The 15,811-nt window shown below is 72.9% G+C and carries 17 protein-coding genes; 12 read left to right on the top strand and 5 right to left on the bottom strand.

What is annotated here, in order from left to right; translation table 11 throughout:
- Positions 1-133 precede the first annotated feature (133 nt).
- Genes ACQPXB_RS23745 through ACQPXB_RS23735 form a run of 3 tightly spaced genes read left to right on the top strand, consistent with a single transcriptional unit; the run spans position 134 to position 2,564 of the window.
- Positions 134-787, top strand: a complete 654-nt coding sequence (locus ACQPXB_RS23745) for a GntR family transcriptional regulator (protein WP_366587023.1) — start codon at positions 134-136, stop codon at positions 785-787.
- Between the two features lie 17 nt (positions 788-804).
- The gene (locus ACQPXB_RS23740; RefSeq protein WP_432856013.1) at positions 805-1,509 is read left to right on the top strand and encodes a 4-carboxy-4-hydroxy-2-oxoadipate aldolase/oxaloacetate decarboxylase; all 705 of its coding nucleotides are present in this window, start codon (positions 805-807) and stop codon (positions 1,507-1,509) included.
- Complete coding sequence (locus ACQPXB_RS23735; RefSeq protein ID WP_366587027.1) at positions 1,506-2,564, top strand: 4-oxalomesaconate tautomerase; 1,059 nt, start codon at positions 1,506-1,508, stop codon at positions 2,562-2,564. Before ACQPXB_RS23740 ends, ACQPXB_RS23735 begins: the two co-directional genes overlap by 4 nt.
- 23 nt (positions 2,565-2,587) lie before the next feature.
- Here the strand turns inward: ACQPXB_RS23735 and ACQPXB_RS23730 are convergent, their stop codons facing one another.
- Positions 2,588-3,784 carry an MFS transporter gene (locus ACQPXB_RS23730; RefSeq protein WP_366587029.1) on the bottom strand — a complete coding sequence of 399 codons (1,197 nt, stop codon included), beginning with the start codon at positions 3,782-3,784 and terminating at the stop codon, positions 2,588-2,590.
- Between the two features lie 171 nt (positions 3,785-3,955).
- Here ACQPXB_RS23730 and ACQPXB_RS23725 point away from each other — a divergent pair, with 171 nt between their 5' ends.
- Together ACQPXB_RS23725 and ACQPXB_RS23720 are read left to right on the top strand one after the other, a co-directional pair.
- Entirely contained in the window at positions 3,956-4,870 is a 915-nt protein-coding gene (locus ACQPXB_RS23725) for a helix-turn-helix domain-containing protein (protein ID WP_432856010.1), read from the top strand.
- A gap of 10 nt (positions 4,871-4,880) precedes the next feature.
- Positions 4,881-5,651: a nitroreductase/quinone reductase family protein gene (locus ACQPXB_RS23720; RefSeq protein ID WP_432856007.1), complete on the top strand. Its 771-nt coding sequence runs from the start codon at positions 4,881-4,883 to the stop codon at positions 5,649-5,651.
- 3 nt (positions 5,652-5,654) lie between these two features.
- Here ACQPXB_RS23720 and ACQPXB_RS23715 read toward each other — a convergent pair whose 3' ends face one another.
- The gene (locus tag ACQPXB_RS23715; RefSeq protein WP_366587036.1) at positions 5,655-6,677 is read right to left on the bottom strand and encodes an alpha/beta hydrolase; all 1,023 of its coding nucleotides are present in this window, start codon (positions 6,675-6,677) and stop codon (positions 5,655-5,657) included.
- 147 nt (positions 6,678-6,824) lie between these two features.
- On the opposite strand from ACQPXB_RS23715, the gene ACQPXB_RS23710 reads away from it, so the two are divergent.
- Positions 6,825-9,074 (top strand): FUSC family protein, encoded by a 2,250-nt coding sequence (locus ACQPXB_RS23710; RefSeq protein ID WP_432856003.1) that lies wholly within the window; start codon positions 6,825-6,827, stop codon positions 9,072-9,074.
- Positions 9,075-9,452: 378 nt separating this feature from the next.
- Here the strand turns inward: ACQPXB_RS23710 and ACQPXB_RS23705 are convergent, their stop codons facing one another.
- Complete coding sequence (locus ACQPXB_RS23705) at positions 9,453-9,851, bottom strand: DUF302 domain-containing protein (protein WP_366587041.1); 399 nt, start codon at positions 9,849-9,851, stop codon at positions 9,453-9,455.
- A 164-nt stretch (positions 9,852-10,015) separates the two neighbouring features.
- On the opposite strand from ACQPXB_RS23705, the gene ACQPXB_RS23700 reads away from it, so the two are divergent.
- The 3 genes from ACQPXB_RS23700 to ACQPXB_RS23690 are packed head-to-tail and all read left to right on the top strand — an operon-like array spanning position 10,016 to position 13,154.
- Complete coding sequence (locus tag ACQPXB_RS23700) at positions 10,016-11,137, top strand: LLM class flavin-dependent oxidoreductase (RefSeq protein ID WP_432856000.1); 1,122 nt, start codon at positions 10,016-10,018, stop codon at positions 11,135-11,137.
- 11 nt (positions 11,138-11,148) lie between these two features.
- Entirely contained in the window at positions 11,149-12,489 is a 1,341-nt protein-coding gene (locus tag ACQPXB_RS23695; RefSeq protein WP_432855997.1) for an NtaA/DmoA family FMN-dependent monooxygenase, read from the top strand.
- Between the two features lie 41 nt (positions 12,490-12,530).
- Positions 12,531-13,154 (top strand): UdgX family uracil-DNA binding protein, encoded by a 624-nt coding sequence (locus ACQPXB_RS23690; protein WP_432855995.1) that lies wholly within the window; start codon positions 12,531-12,533, stop codon positions 13,152-13,154.
- Between the two features lie 127 nt (positions 13,155-13,281).
- On the opposite strand, the gene ACQPXB_RS23685 is transcribed toward ACQPXB_RS23690, so the two are convergent.
- Positions 13,282-13,581, bottom strand: a complete 300-nt coding sequence (locus ACQPXB_RS23685; RefSeq protein WP_432855994.1) for an STAS domain-containing protein — start codon at positions 13,579-13,581, stop codon at positions 13,282-13,284.
- 169 nt (positions 13,582-13,750) lie between these two features.
- Here ACQPXB_RS23685 and ACQPXB_RS23680 point away from each other — a divergent pair, with 169 nt between their 5' ends.
- The 3 genes from ACQPXB_RS23680 to ACQPXB_RS23670 all read left to right on the top strand — a co-directional run bounded on the left by ACQPXB_RS23680 (position 13,751) and on the right by ACQPXB_RS23670 (position 14,698).
- Positions 13,751-14,017, top strand: coding sequence for a DUF4235 domain-containing protein (locus tag ACQPXB_RS23680; protein ID WP_432855993.1), 267 nt, complete (start codon positions 13,751-13,753; stop codon positions 14,015-14,017).
- Between the two features lie 14 nt (positions 14,018-14,031).
- Positions 14,032-14,202 (top strand): hypothetical protein, encoded by a 171-nt coding sequence (locus ACQPXB_RS23675; RefSeq protein ID WP_432855991.1) that lies wholly within the window; start codon positions 14,032-14,034, stop codon positions 14,200-14,202.
- Positions 14,203-14,533: 331 nt separating this feature from the next.
- Positions 14,534-14,698: a hypothetical protein gene (locus tag ACQPXB_RS23670; protein ID WP_366587056.1), complete on the top strand. Its 165-nt coding sequence runs from the start codon at positions 14,534-14,536 to the stop codon at positions 14,696-14,698.
- A gap of 366 nt (positions 14,699-15,064) precedes the next feature.
- On the opposite strand, the gene ACQPXB_RS23665 is transcribed toward ACQPXB_RS23670, so the two are convergent.
- Entirely contained in the window at positions 15,065-15,802 is a 738-nt protein-coding gene (locus ACQPXB_RS23665) for an SDR family oxidoreductase (protein WP_366587058.1), read from the bottom strand.
- Positions 15,803-15,811 lie beyond the last annotated feature (9 nt).

The raw sequence follows: 15,811 nt of genomic DNA, 5'->3' as shown, positions 1-15,811 counted from the left end.
GGGCGCGTCATCGCGGCCGGGGTGGTCCCGGGGAACGTAACTCGCCGACCCGGATCGTCACAAGAGTCGTCTACGAAATTGTTGACAATCTCGTATGGGATGCTTAGCGTCACCATCGAGGAGAGGAGCCGGGATGACCACCACGCCGAAGGAAGGGGAGGCCGGCAAGCACGCGGCGCTCGACGCGCTGCGGGCCGCCCTGCTGGCAGGCGATGTCGTCCCGGGGCAGCGGCTGGTGGAGGCCGAGCTGGCCGAGACCTTCGGCGTCACGCGCGCGAGCATGCGCGCGGCCTTGATCGACCTGACCGCGGAAGGCCTGGTGGAGCGCATCCCGCACCGCGGGGCCCGGGTGCGGGTGGTGTCGATCGAGGAGGCCGTGGCCATCACCGAGTGCCGCATGGTGCTCGAGGGCCTGTGCGCGGCCAAGGCGGCGGAGAAGGTGACCGACGACGAGATCGACTCGCTGCGCGAGCTGGCGGGGCGGCTCCGGGCCGCCGTCGACGAGGGCGAGTCGATGAAGTACTCGGAGCTCAACCGCGAGCTGCACCGCACGGTGCGCGAGATCGCGGGGCAGTCCGTGGCGGCGGAGCTGCTGGAGCGGCTCCACGGCCAGATCGTCCGCCACCAGTTCCGGCTCGCCATGCGCGCGGGCCGGCCGCACGTGTCGCTGCCCGAGCACCTGGCGATCATCGAGGCGATCGCCCGCCGCGACCCGGACGCCGCCGAACAAGCGGCCCGGGCGCACCTGCGCAGCGTGATCACCGCGCTGCGCGAGACCGACAACTGAGCGATGGAGCAGGCTGAATGAACACAGTGGTCGTGACCGACGTCCCCCGGGCGCCCGGCGAGAAGATCGACGAGCTGGCCGGCTTCGGCGTCGCCACGGTGCACGAAGCACTGGGGCGCACGGGATACCTGGGCACCGAGCACCGGCCGCTGCACCGCGGCTCGCGCATCGGCGGCTCGGCCGTGACGGCACTGTGCTGGCCCGGCGACAACATGATGATCCACGCGGCCGTGGAGCAGTGCCGGCCGGGCGACATCCTCGTCGTCACCACCACTTCCCCGTCCACGGACGGGATGTTCGGCGAGCTGCTGGCCACCTCGCTCGTGTCGCGCGGGGTGCGCGGACTCGTGATCGACGCGGGCGTGCGTGATGTCGCGGAGCTGAAGGAGATGGGCTTCCCGGTGTGGTCGCGGGCGATCAGCGCCCAGGGCACCGTGAAGGCGACGGCCGGTTCGGTGAACGTGCCGGTGACCGTCGGCGGGCAGACGATCCGCGCGGGCGACGTGATCCTGGCCGACGACGACGGTGTGCTGTGCGTGCCGCAGCGCGACATCGACCGGGGCATCACCGCCTCGAAGGCCCGGCTGGCCAAGGAGGAAGCGACCCGGGCCGCGCTGGCCGGCGGCGAGCTGGGGCTCGACCGCTACAACCTGCGCGAGAAGCTCGAGTCGCTCGGCGTGCGCTACCTGACTGCCGAGGAGTACGCGAAGGAGCAGGCGTGAGCGGCCTGCCCTGCCTGCTGATGCGTGGCGGCACGTCCAAGGGCGCGTACTTCCGCGCCGAGGACCTGCCCGCCGACGCGGCGGAGCGCGACGACCTGCTGCTGCGCGTCATGGGCAGCCCCGACCCGCGTCAGATCGACGGTATCGGCGGCGCCCACCCGCTCACCAGCAAGGTGGCGGTGGTTTCGCCGAGCACCTCGCCCGACGCGGACGTCGACTACCTGTTCCTGCAGCTCGGCGTGGCCGAGGCGACGGTGAGCGACCGGCAGAACTGCGGGAACCTGCTCGCGGGCGTCGGCCCGTTCGCGGTGGAACGCGGCCTCGTGCCGGCCGGAGACGGTGAGACGACCGTGCGGATCCGCATGGTCAACTCCGACAGCACCGCCGTCGCCCGCTTCCCCACGCCCGGTGGGGTCGTGGAGTACGCCGGTGACACGGCGATCTCCGGCGTGCCCGGCACCGCGGCGCCGGTGGTGCTCGACTTCGCCGACACCGCCGGGTCGACGGGCCACGGCCTGCTCCCGACCGGGCACCTCGTGGACACCGTGGACGGTGTGCCGGTGACCTGTGTGGACAACGGCATGCCCGTGGTCGTCGCGCGGGCCGCCGACTTCGGGCTCACCGGCTACGAATCGGTCGAGCAGCTCAAGGCCGACACCGCGCTGCGGGAGCGCATCCAGTCGCTGCGCCTGCAAGCCGCCGAGCTGATGGGCCTCGGCGACGTGCGCGACAGCTCGGTCCCCAAGACCACGCTCGTCGCGCCGCCCGTGGACGGCGGCACGATCTGCACCCGCACGTTCATCCCGCTCGAACCGCACACGTCGATCGGCGTGCTCGGGGCCGTCAGCGTGGCCACGGCGCTCCTGCTGGACGGCGCCGTCGGCCACGAGCTGGCGAAGCTGCCCGGCACCTCGCGCATCGACGTCGAGCACCCGACCGGCCACCTGCAGGTCGAGGTCGAGGTGGACGCGGGCGAGACCCCGCCGCGGGTTCGCCGCAGCGGGGTCGTGCGCACGGCCCGGAAGTTGTTCGACGGCACGGTTTTCCCGCGCTGACGCCGTTTCTCCGGGGGCGCCGCTCAGGCGCCCCCGGGGAACGCGTGCCTGCGTCCGCCGACCACCGCGACCGCCGAGAAGACCAGCAGCACCAGCGAAGCCCACGTGATCGACGCCGTGCCCAGGCCCGCGATCAGGAGCCCGCCGGCGAGACCGCCGAGCGCGATCGAGCCGGAGAAGAACGAGATCACGATCGACTGCGCGACGTCGGCGGCCTCGGCCGTCGCGGTGATCGCGGCGCCGATGAACAGGCTGGGCGAGCTGCCGAACGCCAGCCCCCACGCCGCCGCGGCGACGTACACGAGCGCGGGCACACCCGAGAGCACCGCCAGGACCAGCACGCTCACCCCGAACAGCAGGGTGCTCGCGACGATCAGCTTGCGCAGGTGGTGGTCGATGTGCGCGCCGACCACGACCACGCTGAGCACCGACGTGACCCCGAAGGCGAACAGCACCCACCCGGCCTGGCTCTCCATGCCCGCGAACCGCAGGAAGTCGGTCACGTAGGTGTAGAGGATGTTGTGCGCCACCATGTACGTGGTGAGCGCGAACAGGATCGTGCGCAGCCCCGGCATCGCGAGGACCTGGCGCAGCGTGAACCGTTCGTGGCCCGCCTGGCCGGGCAGGTTCGCCAGGTTCACGACGAACCACAGCATGTTCAGCACGCTCAGCGCGGCCGAGACCCAGAACGCCGTCTGCCAGCCGCCGAAGGTGCTCAGCCACGTGCCGACCGGGACGCCGAGGGCCAGCGAGATCGGCGTGCCCGCCAGCGCGATCGCGATCGCACGCCCCTGCACGCTCGGCGGCGACAGGCGCGCTGCGTACCCGGCGAGCTGCGTCCAGACCAGCGCGGTGCCGAGGCCGGCGACGAACCGGATTACCATCGTGAGGGTGTAATCGGTGGACAACGCCGTGAGCGCGTTGGTGATCGCCACGGTGCCCAGCGCGACCTGCAGCACGGTCTTGCGCGACCACTTCGCGGTCAGGCGCGAGAGCGGGATCGCGGCGAGCGCGGTGGCGGCGGCGTAGACGGTGACGATCTGGCCGGTGGCCGCGACGCTCGTGTGCAGGGTCCGGCTGATCTCGGGCAGCAGGCCGGCCGGCAGGCACTCGGTGAGGATGCCGATGAACCCGGCGAGGAACAGCCCGAACAGGGCCTTCCCCGGGAGCCGGTCCCGGCTGCGCGCGGTGGCGGGCGAAGCTGTGGTGGTTTCGGTCATCTCACTGATCCCTCTTCCCGGTGCCGGGCCACTCGGCGGGCACGGGTTCACTGTGCGCCGGGCGCGAGGGGTTACCCAGGTGCCCGTTTCGCGTACGTCCGGCGTGCCTACTACTGGCAGGGACAGGCTCAGGAGCAGCAGTTTCGTGGCCCGGGCGCGATACTGAGGGACATGGCGACGCACCCGAACACCGAGCCGGCGCTGGATCCGCGCGCGGAGCTGAGCGAATTCCTGCGCTCGCGGCGCGCCCGGCTGAAGCCGGCCGGCGTCGGGCTGCCCGAGTACGGCCGGCGCCGGCGCGTGCCGGGGCTGCGGCGCGAGGAGCTCGCCCAGCTGGCCGGGGTTTCCGTCGCGTACTACACGCGGCTGGAGCAGGGCAACGGCCGCAACGTCTCGCTCGAGGTGCTGACCGCGATCTCCACCGCGCTGCACCTGTCGGCGACCGAACACGCGCACCTGCTGCACCTGGCCAAACCGCAGCGGCGCAACCGGCCGGCGCCGCGGCGCCGGCAGCAGGTGCGGCCGGTGCTGCAGACGATGCTGGACGCGATCGAGAGCGTGCCCGCGTACGTGTGGGGCCGGCGCACCGACGTGCTCGCGTGGAACAAGACGGCGTCGGCGCTGTTCGGCGACTGGGCCGCGCGGGCGCCGGAGGACCGCAACTGGGCCCGCATCGTCTTCCTGGATCCGGCCGCGCGCAGCCTGTACGCGGACTGGCGCACGAAGGCGGCCGACGTCGTCGGGCAGCTGCGGCTCGACGCCGGGCAGCACCCGAACGACCCGCTGCTCACCGAGCTGGTCGGGGAACTGTCGGTGAAGAGCGACGAGTTCCGCACGATGTGGGCCGAACACGACGTGAAGCGCAAAACGCACGCGACGATGCGGCTGCGGCACCCGCTCGTCGGCGAGCTGACGTTGTTCTACGAGACGTTCACCCTGCCCGAGGACCAGGACCAGGCGTTGTCGGTGTACCACACCGAACCCGGTTCGAAGTCGCAGGAAGCGTTGCGGCTGCTGGCCAGCTGGGGCCCGGACGCGGCGGCCTCGGCCGAGCACGCTCACGCGTCGGAGGCTTCGGAGCACTAGCCTGGACCGTGTGACCTCCGCCTACACGTCCACTGTGGACATCGCCCGGCCCGCCGGCGACGAGCGCACCGCCGAGCAGTGGGCGCGCGCCGCCTGGGAGGACGCGCCGGCGCCGCTGCGGGCGTTCCTGCGCGTCGGCTGGCGGTGCCTCGGCCTGCGGACCCGGCCGGGGCCGGGCCGCGTGCTCGGCTGGACGGTCGCGAGCTCCGAGCCCGGCCGGGTGGTGCTCGAAGCGCCGTCGAGCCTGCTGACCGTGCGCAACACCGTCGACGTCGGCTCACGGGTGCGCTGGACCACCACAGTGCGGTTCGACCGGGCGCCGGCCCGGGCGTTGTGGGCGATCGCGGCGCCCGTCCACGCGGTGGTCATCCCGTGGCGGCTGCGCGAGGCGGCCCGGCGCGGAAGTGGCCGGCACCGGCTGGTGACGACGTTCCAGCGTCGCGTCGGCAATCCGGTGCTGTCGCGGCTGCCCGGCCAGGTGCTGCTGGAGACCACGGGCCGCAGGTCGGGTCTCCCCCGCCACACGCCCGTCGGTGGGCGGCGCACGGGTGGCGAGTTCTGGCTGGTGTCCGAGTTCGGCACCCGCTCCCAGTACGTCCGCAACCTGCAGGCCGACCCGCGCGTCCGCGTACGGCTGCGCGGGCGCTGGCACCGCGGGACCGCCCGCGTCCTCCCCGACGACGACGCCGTGGCCCGGCTGAAGTCGTTGCCGCGCTTGAACAGCCTCGGCGTGCGGGCCTTGGGCAACGACCTGCTGACGGTGCGCGTCGACCTGGAGTGAGCGCTAGCGGGCCAGCCGTTCGGCGAGCCACTTCAGGGCCAGGGGGTAGCGGTAGTCGATGCCGCCGTGGCCCGCGTCGAAGAGCTCGAAGTGCAGGCGGTCCTCGGGCAGGCCGGCTTTGAGGAGTTCGTCGCGGAACGCCGTGGCGCCGAGGTCGAGGAACCACTCGTCGCGGGTGCCGGCGTCGATCCAGACCGAGTCCAGGGAACGCAGCGTCTCGGCGTGGGCCGGCGCCATGCGGACCGGGTCCCAGGCGAGCCAGCGGTCCCAGACGTCCGGTCGGAGCACGCCGGTCACCGCGTCGAACGGCAGCTCGGGCGTGCCGTCCTCGCGTGCGGAGAAGCACGCGGCGACACCGAAGGCCACGAGCAGCGACTCGTCACCCGGCTTGGTGAACGGCGGGCGGGAGCGGAAGTCGTCCCACCAGCGGAAGATGTCGTGGTCGTAGTCGCGCAGCACGCGCACGGCCTTGCCGAACTCAGGCACGTACGACAGTTCGTAGAGGGTGTCGCCGGCGTGCGTGGCGAGCGCGCCGAACAGGTCGGGGCGCAGCATCGGGGTGATCATCGCGCCGAAACCGCCGGACGACTTGCCGGTGATCGCGCGGGACTCGCGCGCGGCGATGGTCCGGTAGTGCGCGTCGACCCACGGCACGATCTCGTCGCACAGGTACGAGTGGTAGCGGCCGGTGCCGGGCGAGTCGACGAACTGCGAGCCGCCGTAGGAGGTCCAGGCGTCGACGTAGACCACGATGCAGGGTGGCGCGCCGTCGGCGAAGACGGCGTCGGCCGTTTCCAGGTAGGGCTGCCGGAAGGCGGTGCGGTTGGCCCACATCGTGACCTGGCCGGTGTAGCCCTGGATCACGTGGATCACCGGATAGCGCGCGTCGGAATCGTCGTAGCCCGGCGGCACGTACACCCACAGGGGCCGCTCGTGCGGGTCGCCGAGCGGGTTGTCCCGCAGCAGCTCCGAGGTGAACGTGTGGCGGTCGAGCCGGCCGGCGAGCGGGGCGTCCCAGGGCAGCATGGGGACAGTCAACCAGGTCCGCGCGGTGGGTGGCGGCGTTCCACAGTGGATTCGGGCCCGGCCGGGGTTCTTGACACACGCGGTTTTGCCCGACCATGCTCGCGTCCGGGCCTGGTGCCCCCTCGACAGTGGGAGGCACGGCGGGCCATGACGGTTCTCGAGTGGCTGCGAAGCCGGGACAACAACCTCTCGGCGCTGCGCCGTACGGGCCGGGCCGCGATCATCCTGCCGTCGCTGTTCGCGGTCGGGAACCTGGTGCTGGGCAACGCGCTGACGGGCCTGTTCGCGTCGGTGGGATCGGTGGCGCTGCTGCTGTTCGTCGACTTCGGCGGGCCGATCCGCGACCGGGTGTTCGCCCAGGGCGCGCTCGTGCTCGCCGGCGGCTTGCTGATCTCGCTGGGCACGCTGGTGTCGCAGGTCGTGTGGCTCGCGGCGGTTTCCACGGTGGTGGTGGCGTTCGTGGTGCTGTTCGCCGCCGTGGTGAGCTCCGTGATCGCGAGTGCGACGACGTCGTTGCTCGTGTCGTTCATCCTGCCCGCGACGCTGCCCGGCTCGCTCGCCACGCTGCCCGACCGGCTGCTGGGCTGGGGCATGGCGGGGGTCGTGTCGATGGCCGCGATCGCCGTGCTGTGGCCCTCGCCGGTGCGCAACCCGCTGCGGCTCGCGACGGCGCGCGCGTGTGCGTTGCTGGCGCAGCGGCTGCGGATCGAGGTCGAGTGCGTGCGCTGCGGGTTCCTGCCGAACGTGGTGGCGCAGGTCGACGACGTCGTCGCGGAGTCGAGCACCGCCGTCGCCGCGCTGCGGCACTCGTTCTTCGGCACGCCCTACCGGCCGACGGGGCTGACGACCTCGACGCGCACGCTGGTGCGGCTCATCGACGAGGTCGTGTGGCTCGAGGAGATCCTGGCGCGGATGCCCGTCGCCGAGGGCCACGGCGCCACGACGGCGGCGGTGTCGGAGGTCAAGCTGGCCGCCGCCGTGCTGCTCGACCACGGCGCGGGGCTGCTGAAGGCGGTGGCTTCGGCGCCCGACGACCTGGTGGTCGAGCTCGCGCGGCTGCGGGACGCGCGCGGGGAGATGGAAGCCGTCGCGACGTCCGCGTTGCCGGATCCGGACACGGCGGAGTTCGTGACGTCGCTCGAACCGAGCTTCCGCGCGCAGGAGATGAGCTTCGCGATCTCGGCGATCGCGCAGAACATCGAGCTGACCGTGGCGGCGCGGCGGCGGACCTGGTGGGAGCACCTGATCGGGCGACGGCCGGACGGCGCGGGGTCGGCGTTGTCGTCGGTGCAGGAACGGACGGGCGCGCACGTCGCGTGGAACTCGGTGACGCTGCACAACAGCCTGCGGGGCGGCATCGCGCTCGGGGCGGCCGTGCTCATCGCGGAGCTGACCGGGGTGGAGCACTCGTTCTGGGTCGCGTTCGGCACGATGGCGGTGCTGCGGTCCAACGCGCTGAGCACCGGGCAGAGCGCGGTGCGCGCCTTGCTCGGCACCGTCGCGGGGATCGTGGTCGGCAGTGTGCTGATCCTGCTGCTCGGCCACGACACCGCGGTGTTCTGGGCGCTGCTGCCGATCGCGGTGGTGTTCACGGGGCTGGCGCCCGCCGTGATCTCGTTCGCGGCCGGGCAGGCCGGGTTCACGGTTTTGCTGTTGCTGCTGTTCTCCCTCATCCAGCCGGCCGGGCTGCGGATCGGGCTGGTGCGGGTGGAGGACGTGGCGCTCGGCTGCGCGGTCAGCCTCGTGGTGGGGATCGTGTTCTGGCCCCGCGGCGCCGCGGCCGAGCTGCGGCGCGCCGTCGCCGACGGCCTCGCCGAAAGCGCCCGCTACCTGCGCGGCGCCGTCGAGTACGGCGTGAGCCGCTGCGACGCGCTGGTCGCCCCGACCACCGAGCCCGGCGACGAGAACCGCCGCGCCGCCGCGGCGGCCCGTCGCCTCGACGACGCGTTCCGCGTTTTCCTCACCGAACGCGGGCCCAAGCACGTGCCCCTGGCCGACGTCGCGGCGATGATCACCGCGGTCGCCGTGCTCCGCCTGACCGCCGAGGCCGTGCTGGACCTGTGGCGCCGCGAAACCGGCGGCCCCGTCGGCGACCGCACCGCCGCGCGCACCGAGGTCCTCGCCGCGAGCGACGAACTGGCCCGCTGGTACGAAGCCACCGCCGCCGCCCTCACCGGTTCCGGCGTCCCCCCGCCCCTCAAGTCCCGCGACCCGGCCGCCGACGCCCGCCTCCTCACGGCCGTCCACCGTGACCTCTCCGGCGACGACCACCAGGGCACCGCCACGGCCGTGAAGATGATCTGGACCGCCGACCACCTCGACGCGGCCCGCCGCCTGCAGCCCACGCTGGTCGGCCCGGTGACCGCGGCTGCGCGGCATTCGTCGTTGTTGAGCTGAGGAGCAGCTTCGGGGCGCTGCCGAAGCGCGCCGGCGATGCCCAGTGTCCCGCGGCCACGAGGGCGGGCAGACCGTCACATCCGCGCCAGGTGTCCTGCGCGCCGTTCAACGGCCTTCGCCCCATGCCCGCCCAGGTCGCTGCGCTCGTCGCTCCTGAGCGCCCGGCCGTTGCCTTTCGCGGCGAGCCCGAGCCGACCGCCGTTCAGCAGCCCCGGGCGCCCGTCGTCGCTGAGCTGCGCCAACTCGCCTCGCGCGGTGAAGCACCGTCGCGGCGAGAAGGGCCCGCCGATGCGGCGGCGGGCAGAGCGCTGCGCCCTGCCCGCCGTTCAACCGCCTTCGCACCAAGCCCACGCAGTTCGTGCGGTAGCCGGGCGACTCCTACTCCGTCGCCTTGCCCACCAGTGTCTCGAGGCCCTTGCCCAGTGCCGCCACCGCGGCGGCGCTGGCGGCGCCCAGGCTGTGGCGTTCGGCGAGCCAGCCGGCGTCGTTGTAGGTGACGTGGGTGGCGCCGTCCTCGTCTTCCCAGGCGAGGGCGCGCAGGGGCAGGTCGAGGCCGCTCGTGGGGCCGTCGGCGAGCAGCGGGGTGCCACCGCGGCCGTGGCCGAACACGAGCAGCTGCATGGGCCGCAGCTCGAGGCCCGCGGCGACCGCGTTGGCCGCGTGGTCGATGCGCGCGAACACGATCAATCCCGCGCCTTCGGCCAGCGAAACGAGCCGGTCCACGGTCTCGCCCACTCCTCGGCTGCTCGCGACCGTCACCAGGCCTTCTCCCGCCATCACCACTCCTTCGTCCGCGCCGGGTTCCCGCGTGGACGCTACTCCCCCGCGTTATTCCCGATCGGGCGGGAAAACCCGGGCTTTCCCAATGGCTGGTTCCGGCTGCCGCACCCGTGCGTCCCGGCGCACACTGCGAAGGCAGGCCGAGCGGAAAGGACGCGCACATGGCAGGTGGACCCTTGCTCGCCGTCGCACTGGAGGGGGCCGGCTGGCACCCGGCGGCGTGGCGGGAGCCGGCGGCACGGCCGGCCGAGCTGCTCACGGCCGGGTACTGGACCGACCTGGTGCAGGAGGCCGAAGCGGCGAAGCTGGACTTCGTCACCTTCGAAGACTTCCTGTCCCTGCGCACCGACGCACGCGGCCCGTTCGAGGACCGCACCGACGTCGTGCAGGGCCGGCTCGACGCGGTGCTCATCGCGTCGCGGGTCGCGCCGCTGACCTCGCGCATCGGGCTGGTGCCGACGGCCGTCGTCACCCACACGGAGCCGTTCCACCTGTCGAAGGCCATCGCGACGCTCGACTTCGTCAGCGGCGGCCGCGCGGGCGTGCGCGTGCAGGTGTCGCGCCACGAGGAGGAGTACCGCAACTTCGGCCGGCGCGAACCGGCCGACGCGGCGGACCTGTTCGACGAGGCCGCCGACTACGTCGAGGTGCTGCGCCGGCTCTGGGACAGCTGGGAGGACGACGCGGAGATCCGCGACGTCGCCACCGGCCGGTTCGTCGACCGCGAGAAACTGCACTACATCGACTTCGAGGGCCGCTGGTTCTCGGTGAAGGGCCCGTCGATCACGCCCCGGCCGCCGCAGGGCCAGCCGCCCGTCGCCGCCCTCGCGCACAACGACCGGGCCTACCGGCTGGCCGGCAAGGCCGCCGACCTCGTGTACGTGACACCGCAGGACCGGTCGGACGTCACGAAGATCCGCGCTGCCGTGGACGAGCGGCTGCGCGTGTTCGCCGACCTCGTGGTGTTCCTCGACGAAAAGCCGGGCGCGGCCGCCGATCGCAAGGCGCGCCTCGACGACGTCGCGGGCGCCGAATACACCTCCGACGCGCGCGTGTTCACTGGCACGCCCGCCGAGCTCGCCGACCTGCTGCTCGACTGGCACGCCGCCGGCCTGACCGGGTTCCGCCTGCGGCCGGGCGCGCTGCCCGACGACCTCACCGCCGTCACGCGCGGCCTCGTGCACGAGCTGCGCGGGCGCGGCGCGTTCCGCCACGACTACGAAGCCGCCACGCTGCGGGGCCTGCTCGGCCTGCCCCGCCCCGCGAACCGCTACGCCGCCTGAGGAGGGACCCGATGACCGAGCCGAAGCAGATCCACCTCGCGGCGCACTTCCCGGGCGTCAACAACACCACCGTGTGGAGCGACCCGGAGGCGGGCAGCCACATCGAGTTCAGCTCGTTCGTGAAGCTCGCGCAGACGGCCGAGCGCGCCAAGTTCGACTTCTTCTTCCTCGCCGAAGGCCTGCGGCTGCGCGAGCAGAACGGCCTCATCTACGACCTCGACGTCGTCGGGCGCCCGGACACGTTCACGGTGCTCTCGGCGCTCGCCGCGGTCACCGAACGGCTGGGGCTCGCGGGCACGATCAACTCGACGTTCAACGAGCCGTTCGAGGTGGCGCGGCAGTTCGCCTCGCTGGATCACCTGTCGGCCGGGCGCGCGGCGTGGAACGTCGTGACGTCGTGGGACGCCTTCACCGGCGAGAACTTCCGCCGCGGCGGCTTCCTGCCGCAGGACCAGCGGTACTCGCGCGCCGAGACGTTCCTGCGCACGGCGTGGGAGCTGTTCGACTCCTGGCGCGGTGACGAGGTCGTCGCGGACAAGGCGCGCGGCCGCTTCCTGTCCGACGCCCACGCCGGCGCGTTCTCCCACCACGACCAGCATTTCACCATCGACGGCCGCTTCCCCGTGCCGCGCGGGCCGCAGGGCCGCCCGGTCACCATCCAGGCCGGCGACTCCGACGAGGGCCGAGAGTTCGCCGCCGCCACGGCCGACGCCATCTTCAGCCGCTACGGCACGCTCGAGACCGGCCGGCCGTTCTACCGCGACGTGAAGGGCCGCCTCGCGAAGTACGGGCGCACACCCGACCAGCTCGTGATCATGCCCGCGGCGACCTTCGTCCTCGGCGACACCGACGCCGACGCCCACGAGAAGGCCCACGAGGTGCGGCTGCAGCAGGTCAGCGAGCAGACGGCGATCAAGTTCCTCGAACAGCTGTGGAACACCGACCTGTCCGAGCACGACCCGAACGGCCCGCTGCCCGACTTCGACCCCGTCGTCGGCGAGGACCTGATCTCGAAGGGCCGCGCCAGCGTGCGGATGTACCGCGACCCGCTGGCCACGGCCAAGGAGTGGCGCCAGCTCGCGGAGGCCAAGAACCTCACCGCGCGGGAGGTCATCATCGAGGTCACCGGGCGCCAGACGTTCATCGGCTCCCCGACGACCGTCGCGACCGCCATCAACGACCTCGTGCAGAACGACGCCGCCGACGGCTTCATCCTCGTGCCCCACGTGACGCCGGGCGGGCTCGACGAGTTCGCCGACACCGTGGTGCCCCTGCTGCAGGACCGCGGGGTGTTCCGGACGGAGTACTCGGGAACGACGCTGCGGGACCACCTGGGGCTTTCGCTGCCCTGACCCCGCGTGTGCCGGCGACTCCGGGCGGCTACCCGGTGGCCATGCCGACGACCCGCCCGGACGGCGCCGCACCGCCGGACACCGCCGACCTCACCCGCCTGCGCCGGGCGGCCGCGGACTGCACGGGATGCGGCCTCCACCGCGCGGCCACACAGACGGTCTTCGGCGAGGGACCGCGGCACGCCGAGATCCTGGTCGCCGGCGAACAGCCCGGTGACCAGGAGGACCGGCAGGGCAAACCGTTCGTCGGCCCTGCGGGCAGGCTCTTCGACGAGGCGCTCACCGAAGCCGGCTTCGAGCGCGAAGCCTTGTACGTCACCAACGTCGTGAAGCACTTCAAGTTCACCGAACGCGGCAAGCGGCGCATCCACGCGAAGCCTTCGCGCCCGGAGGTCGTCGCGTGCCGGCCGTGGCTGCTCGCCGAACTGCGCGCGGTGCGGCCGCGGCTACTGCTCCTGCTGGGCGCCACGGCCGCCCAGTCGGTGTACGGGCCGTCGTTCCGCATCACCCGGCGGCGCGGTGACCCGCTGGCGCCGCCCGACGAGTACGCCGGCCTCTTCGACGTCGCGTTGGCCACCGTCCATCCGGCAGCGGTTTTGCGCGCGCCGGATCGGGAGGCGGCGCGGGCGGAGTTCGTCGCCGACCTCCGGAGCGCCGCGCGGTGACCTCCGGGCGCGCGGCCCCGAAATGACTTCCGCCGTCAGGAGCGCAGCCGCGAAACGATCCCCAGCCACGCCTTCGCGTCGGCCAGGTCGTGGTGGATCTGCAGCACGCGGTCGAGCCCGAGCATCCTCAGGGGCGCAGCACGGCGAGCCGGGCGGTGACGATCGCGTAGGGCACCGCCGCGGCGCGGGCGGCCTCGTGGGCGCGGACGAGGGTGCTGATGCCGTCGGAGGAGCAGAAGGTGACCTCGCGCAGGTCGATGAGCAGCACGTGGGGCCCGAGTTCGAGCTCCACGGCCAGCTGCCCGGCGAGCCGGCCGGCGATCGTCGCGTCGACGTCGCCGCGGACGGCCACGGTGGTGTTCTCGGCGGTGGCGACCACGACGACGACCGGCGGGTTCACGGGGGCGTCCCGAAGGGGTTCCGCCACGGCAGGCCTCCCTCCACGCATCGGGCGGAGACGCAGGCCAGGCCGGTCTCCGGAGTCCTCGGCACGGGCCGGGACGACGGCAGACGGCTTCTGGTTGAACCGCGGTCACCGAAGCTTACGCGGTCACGGCCGAGGTTGGGTCCCGCTCGGTCCGGGGTACCCGGCCGGGATGAAGAGGACGTTGTACAAACCGTTGAACTTCGCCGTCAGCGCGCTCGGCGGGCTCGTCGCCGGCCAGGTCTTCAAGCTGCTGTGGCAGCGCGTCTCCGGCGAGGACGACGCGCCGAGCGCGACGGACAAGCACCGCAGCTGGCAGGAGATCCTCATCGCCGCGGCCGTGCAGGGCGCGATCTTCGGCGCGGTGAAGGCCGCCGCCGAACGCGCCGGCGCCGTCGGCTACGAAAAGGCCAGCGGCGAATGGCCCGGCGACGACTGACCCCGGGAGCCACCGTGGACGACGAACAACTCACCCCCGGCGCCCACCCCGCCGCCGACGAGGACTCGAGCGGCAACCGCCCGCCGCCGGCACAGCGGAACGACCGCGACACGCCTCTCGAGGACGAGCACTGCCGGTCCCGCCGCGGCCACCCGGGCGGCTCGGAGAACTTCCGCGGCGACTGAGCGACCTGGATCCGAGGCGAAGGGTCGCTCGCGGTGAACGCGGTTCACCGAAGCGCCGCCCCACCTGATCGTTATTGTCCACATCGGACGTCCACTGAGCTGAGCTCGCCGGAACCCGCTGGCCTTCAGGGGTGCGGGCCGGATGGGGCACTTCAGGATCGGCGATGGGCGGCGGACATCCGGGCGTCGCCGTCGGTCTGCCGCCCCCGGGGCGATCGGGTGCCGGCCGGATGCGCAACCCCTCACCTTCCGGGTGAAGCGGAGTCGCGTTTGCTTGCCGCGGGGGCGGGTATCCGGAATCGTTGTGGGGCAATAGAGAACGGAGGCGCCAATGACCATGGCCGAACAGGAGATCCGACAACAGCCGGACGCGGACGCCGAACCCACGTCGCGCACTGCCGAGCTGCCGGGGCAGAACCGCTGGGAAGCGGGTAACGAGATCCGGATCGCCGCGCAGCGCGCCGGACGCGAGTGGCAGCAGCCGGAAACCGACTGACCTGCCGTTTTCGGCCACTCCCCCGTCCCCGAGCATCACTTCGGTGTGGCCCGATCACCCCTCGGCGGACCGACCTCGACCCGTGCGCGACACGGCGCGGAGCCGGCGCGGCCTGGCCGAACGGGCACGTCCGGCTCGGCACGACCAGGGCCGCAACGACGTACGGTGGCGGCCGCCCACGAAGCGGCCGCACCGGCTCCGGCGCCGAGCCTCACGAACTGCCTTCCGGCCGGTTGATCGGCACCGATCCCGAGCTCGTCGCGCCAGACGGCGTCGAACTCCTGGGCCTCGCCACCACGGCTCGACAGTCCTCAATGGACTCGCAGCCGAATCCGCGGGAACTGAGCCTTGCCCACCGCGCCCGGCTCAGAACGCGAACTGCTGCCCACCATCGATGTCATACGTGGCACCCGTCAGCGCCGTGTTGATCATCAGGTGCACCGCCAGCGCCCCGACGTCCACCGGGGTCACGACCCGGCCGATCGGCAACGTGGCCCGCAGTTCGGCGCGCCGGTCGTCCAGCCCCTCTCCCAGCAGGGACGCGGACAACGGCGTGTCCACGAACCCCGCGGCGATCAGGTTCACGCGCACCGGCGCGATCTCCAGGGCGAGCGTCGCCGCGAACGGGGGCAGGGCGGCGGTGGCCGAGGACACGATGCCGAGCGCGCGGCTCACCCGCCGGCCGCCGGTGCCGCCCATCAGGACGAGTGAGCCGCCCGGAGGCATCTTCGGGGCGGCGTTGCGGGCGGCTTCGAGGCCGACCACCAGGTGGTCGCTCAGCGCGTCGCGGATCTCGGCCGCGGTCATCTCCAGCAGCGGCCCGTAGTGCGGCGCGCCCGCGGTGATCATGACGTGGTCGACCGCGGCCAGGCCCCGGAAGAACGCGGCCATCGCCGCCGGGTCGGTCGCGTCGAAGGCCGCGGTGTCCTGCGCGCCGACGTCGGCCGCGGCCTTGCCGAGCTTCTCCGGACTGCGCCCGGTCAGCACGACCTGTGCGCCCTCGGCCCGCGCGAGCCGCGCGGTCTCCAGGCCGATCCCCGCACTGCCCCCGATGACGACGACCGTCTGGCCCGCCAGACCCCGCCCCCGCTCGACGTCCGCCATCCGTCCTCC

The organism is Amycolatopsis sp. CA-161197 (assembly GCF_050942255.1).
Lineage (GTDB): Bacteria > Actinomycetota > Actinomycetes > Mycobacteriales > Pseudonocardiaceae > Amycolatopsis.
The sequence above is the reverse complement of the archived record's forward strand: the minus strand, read 5'-3'. Positions and strand labels throughout refer to the sequence as shown.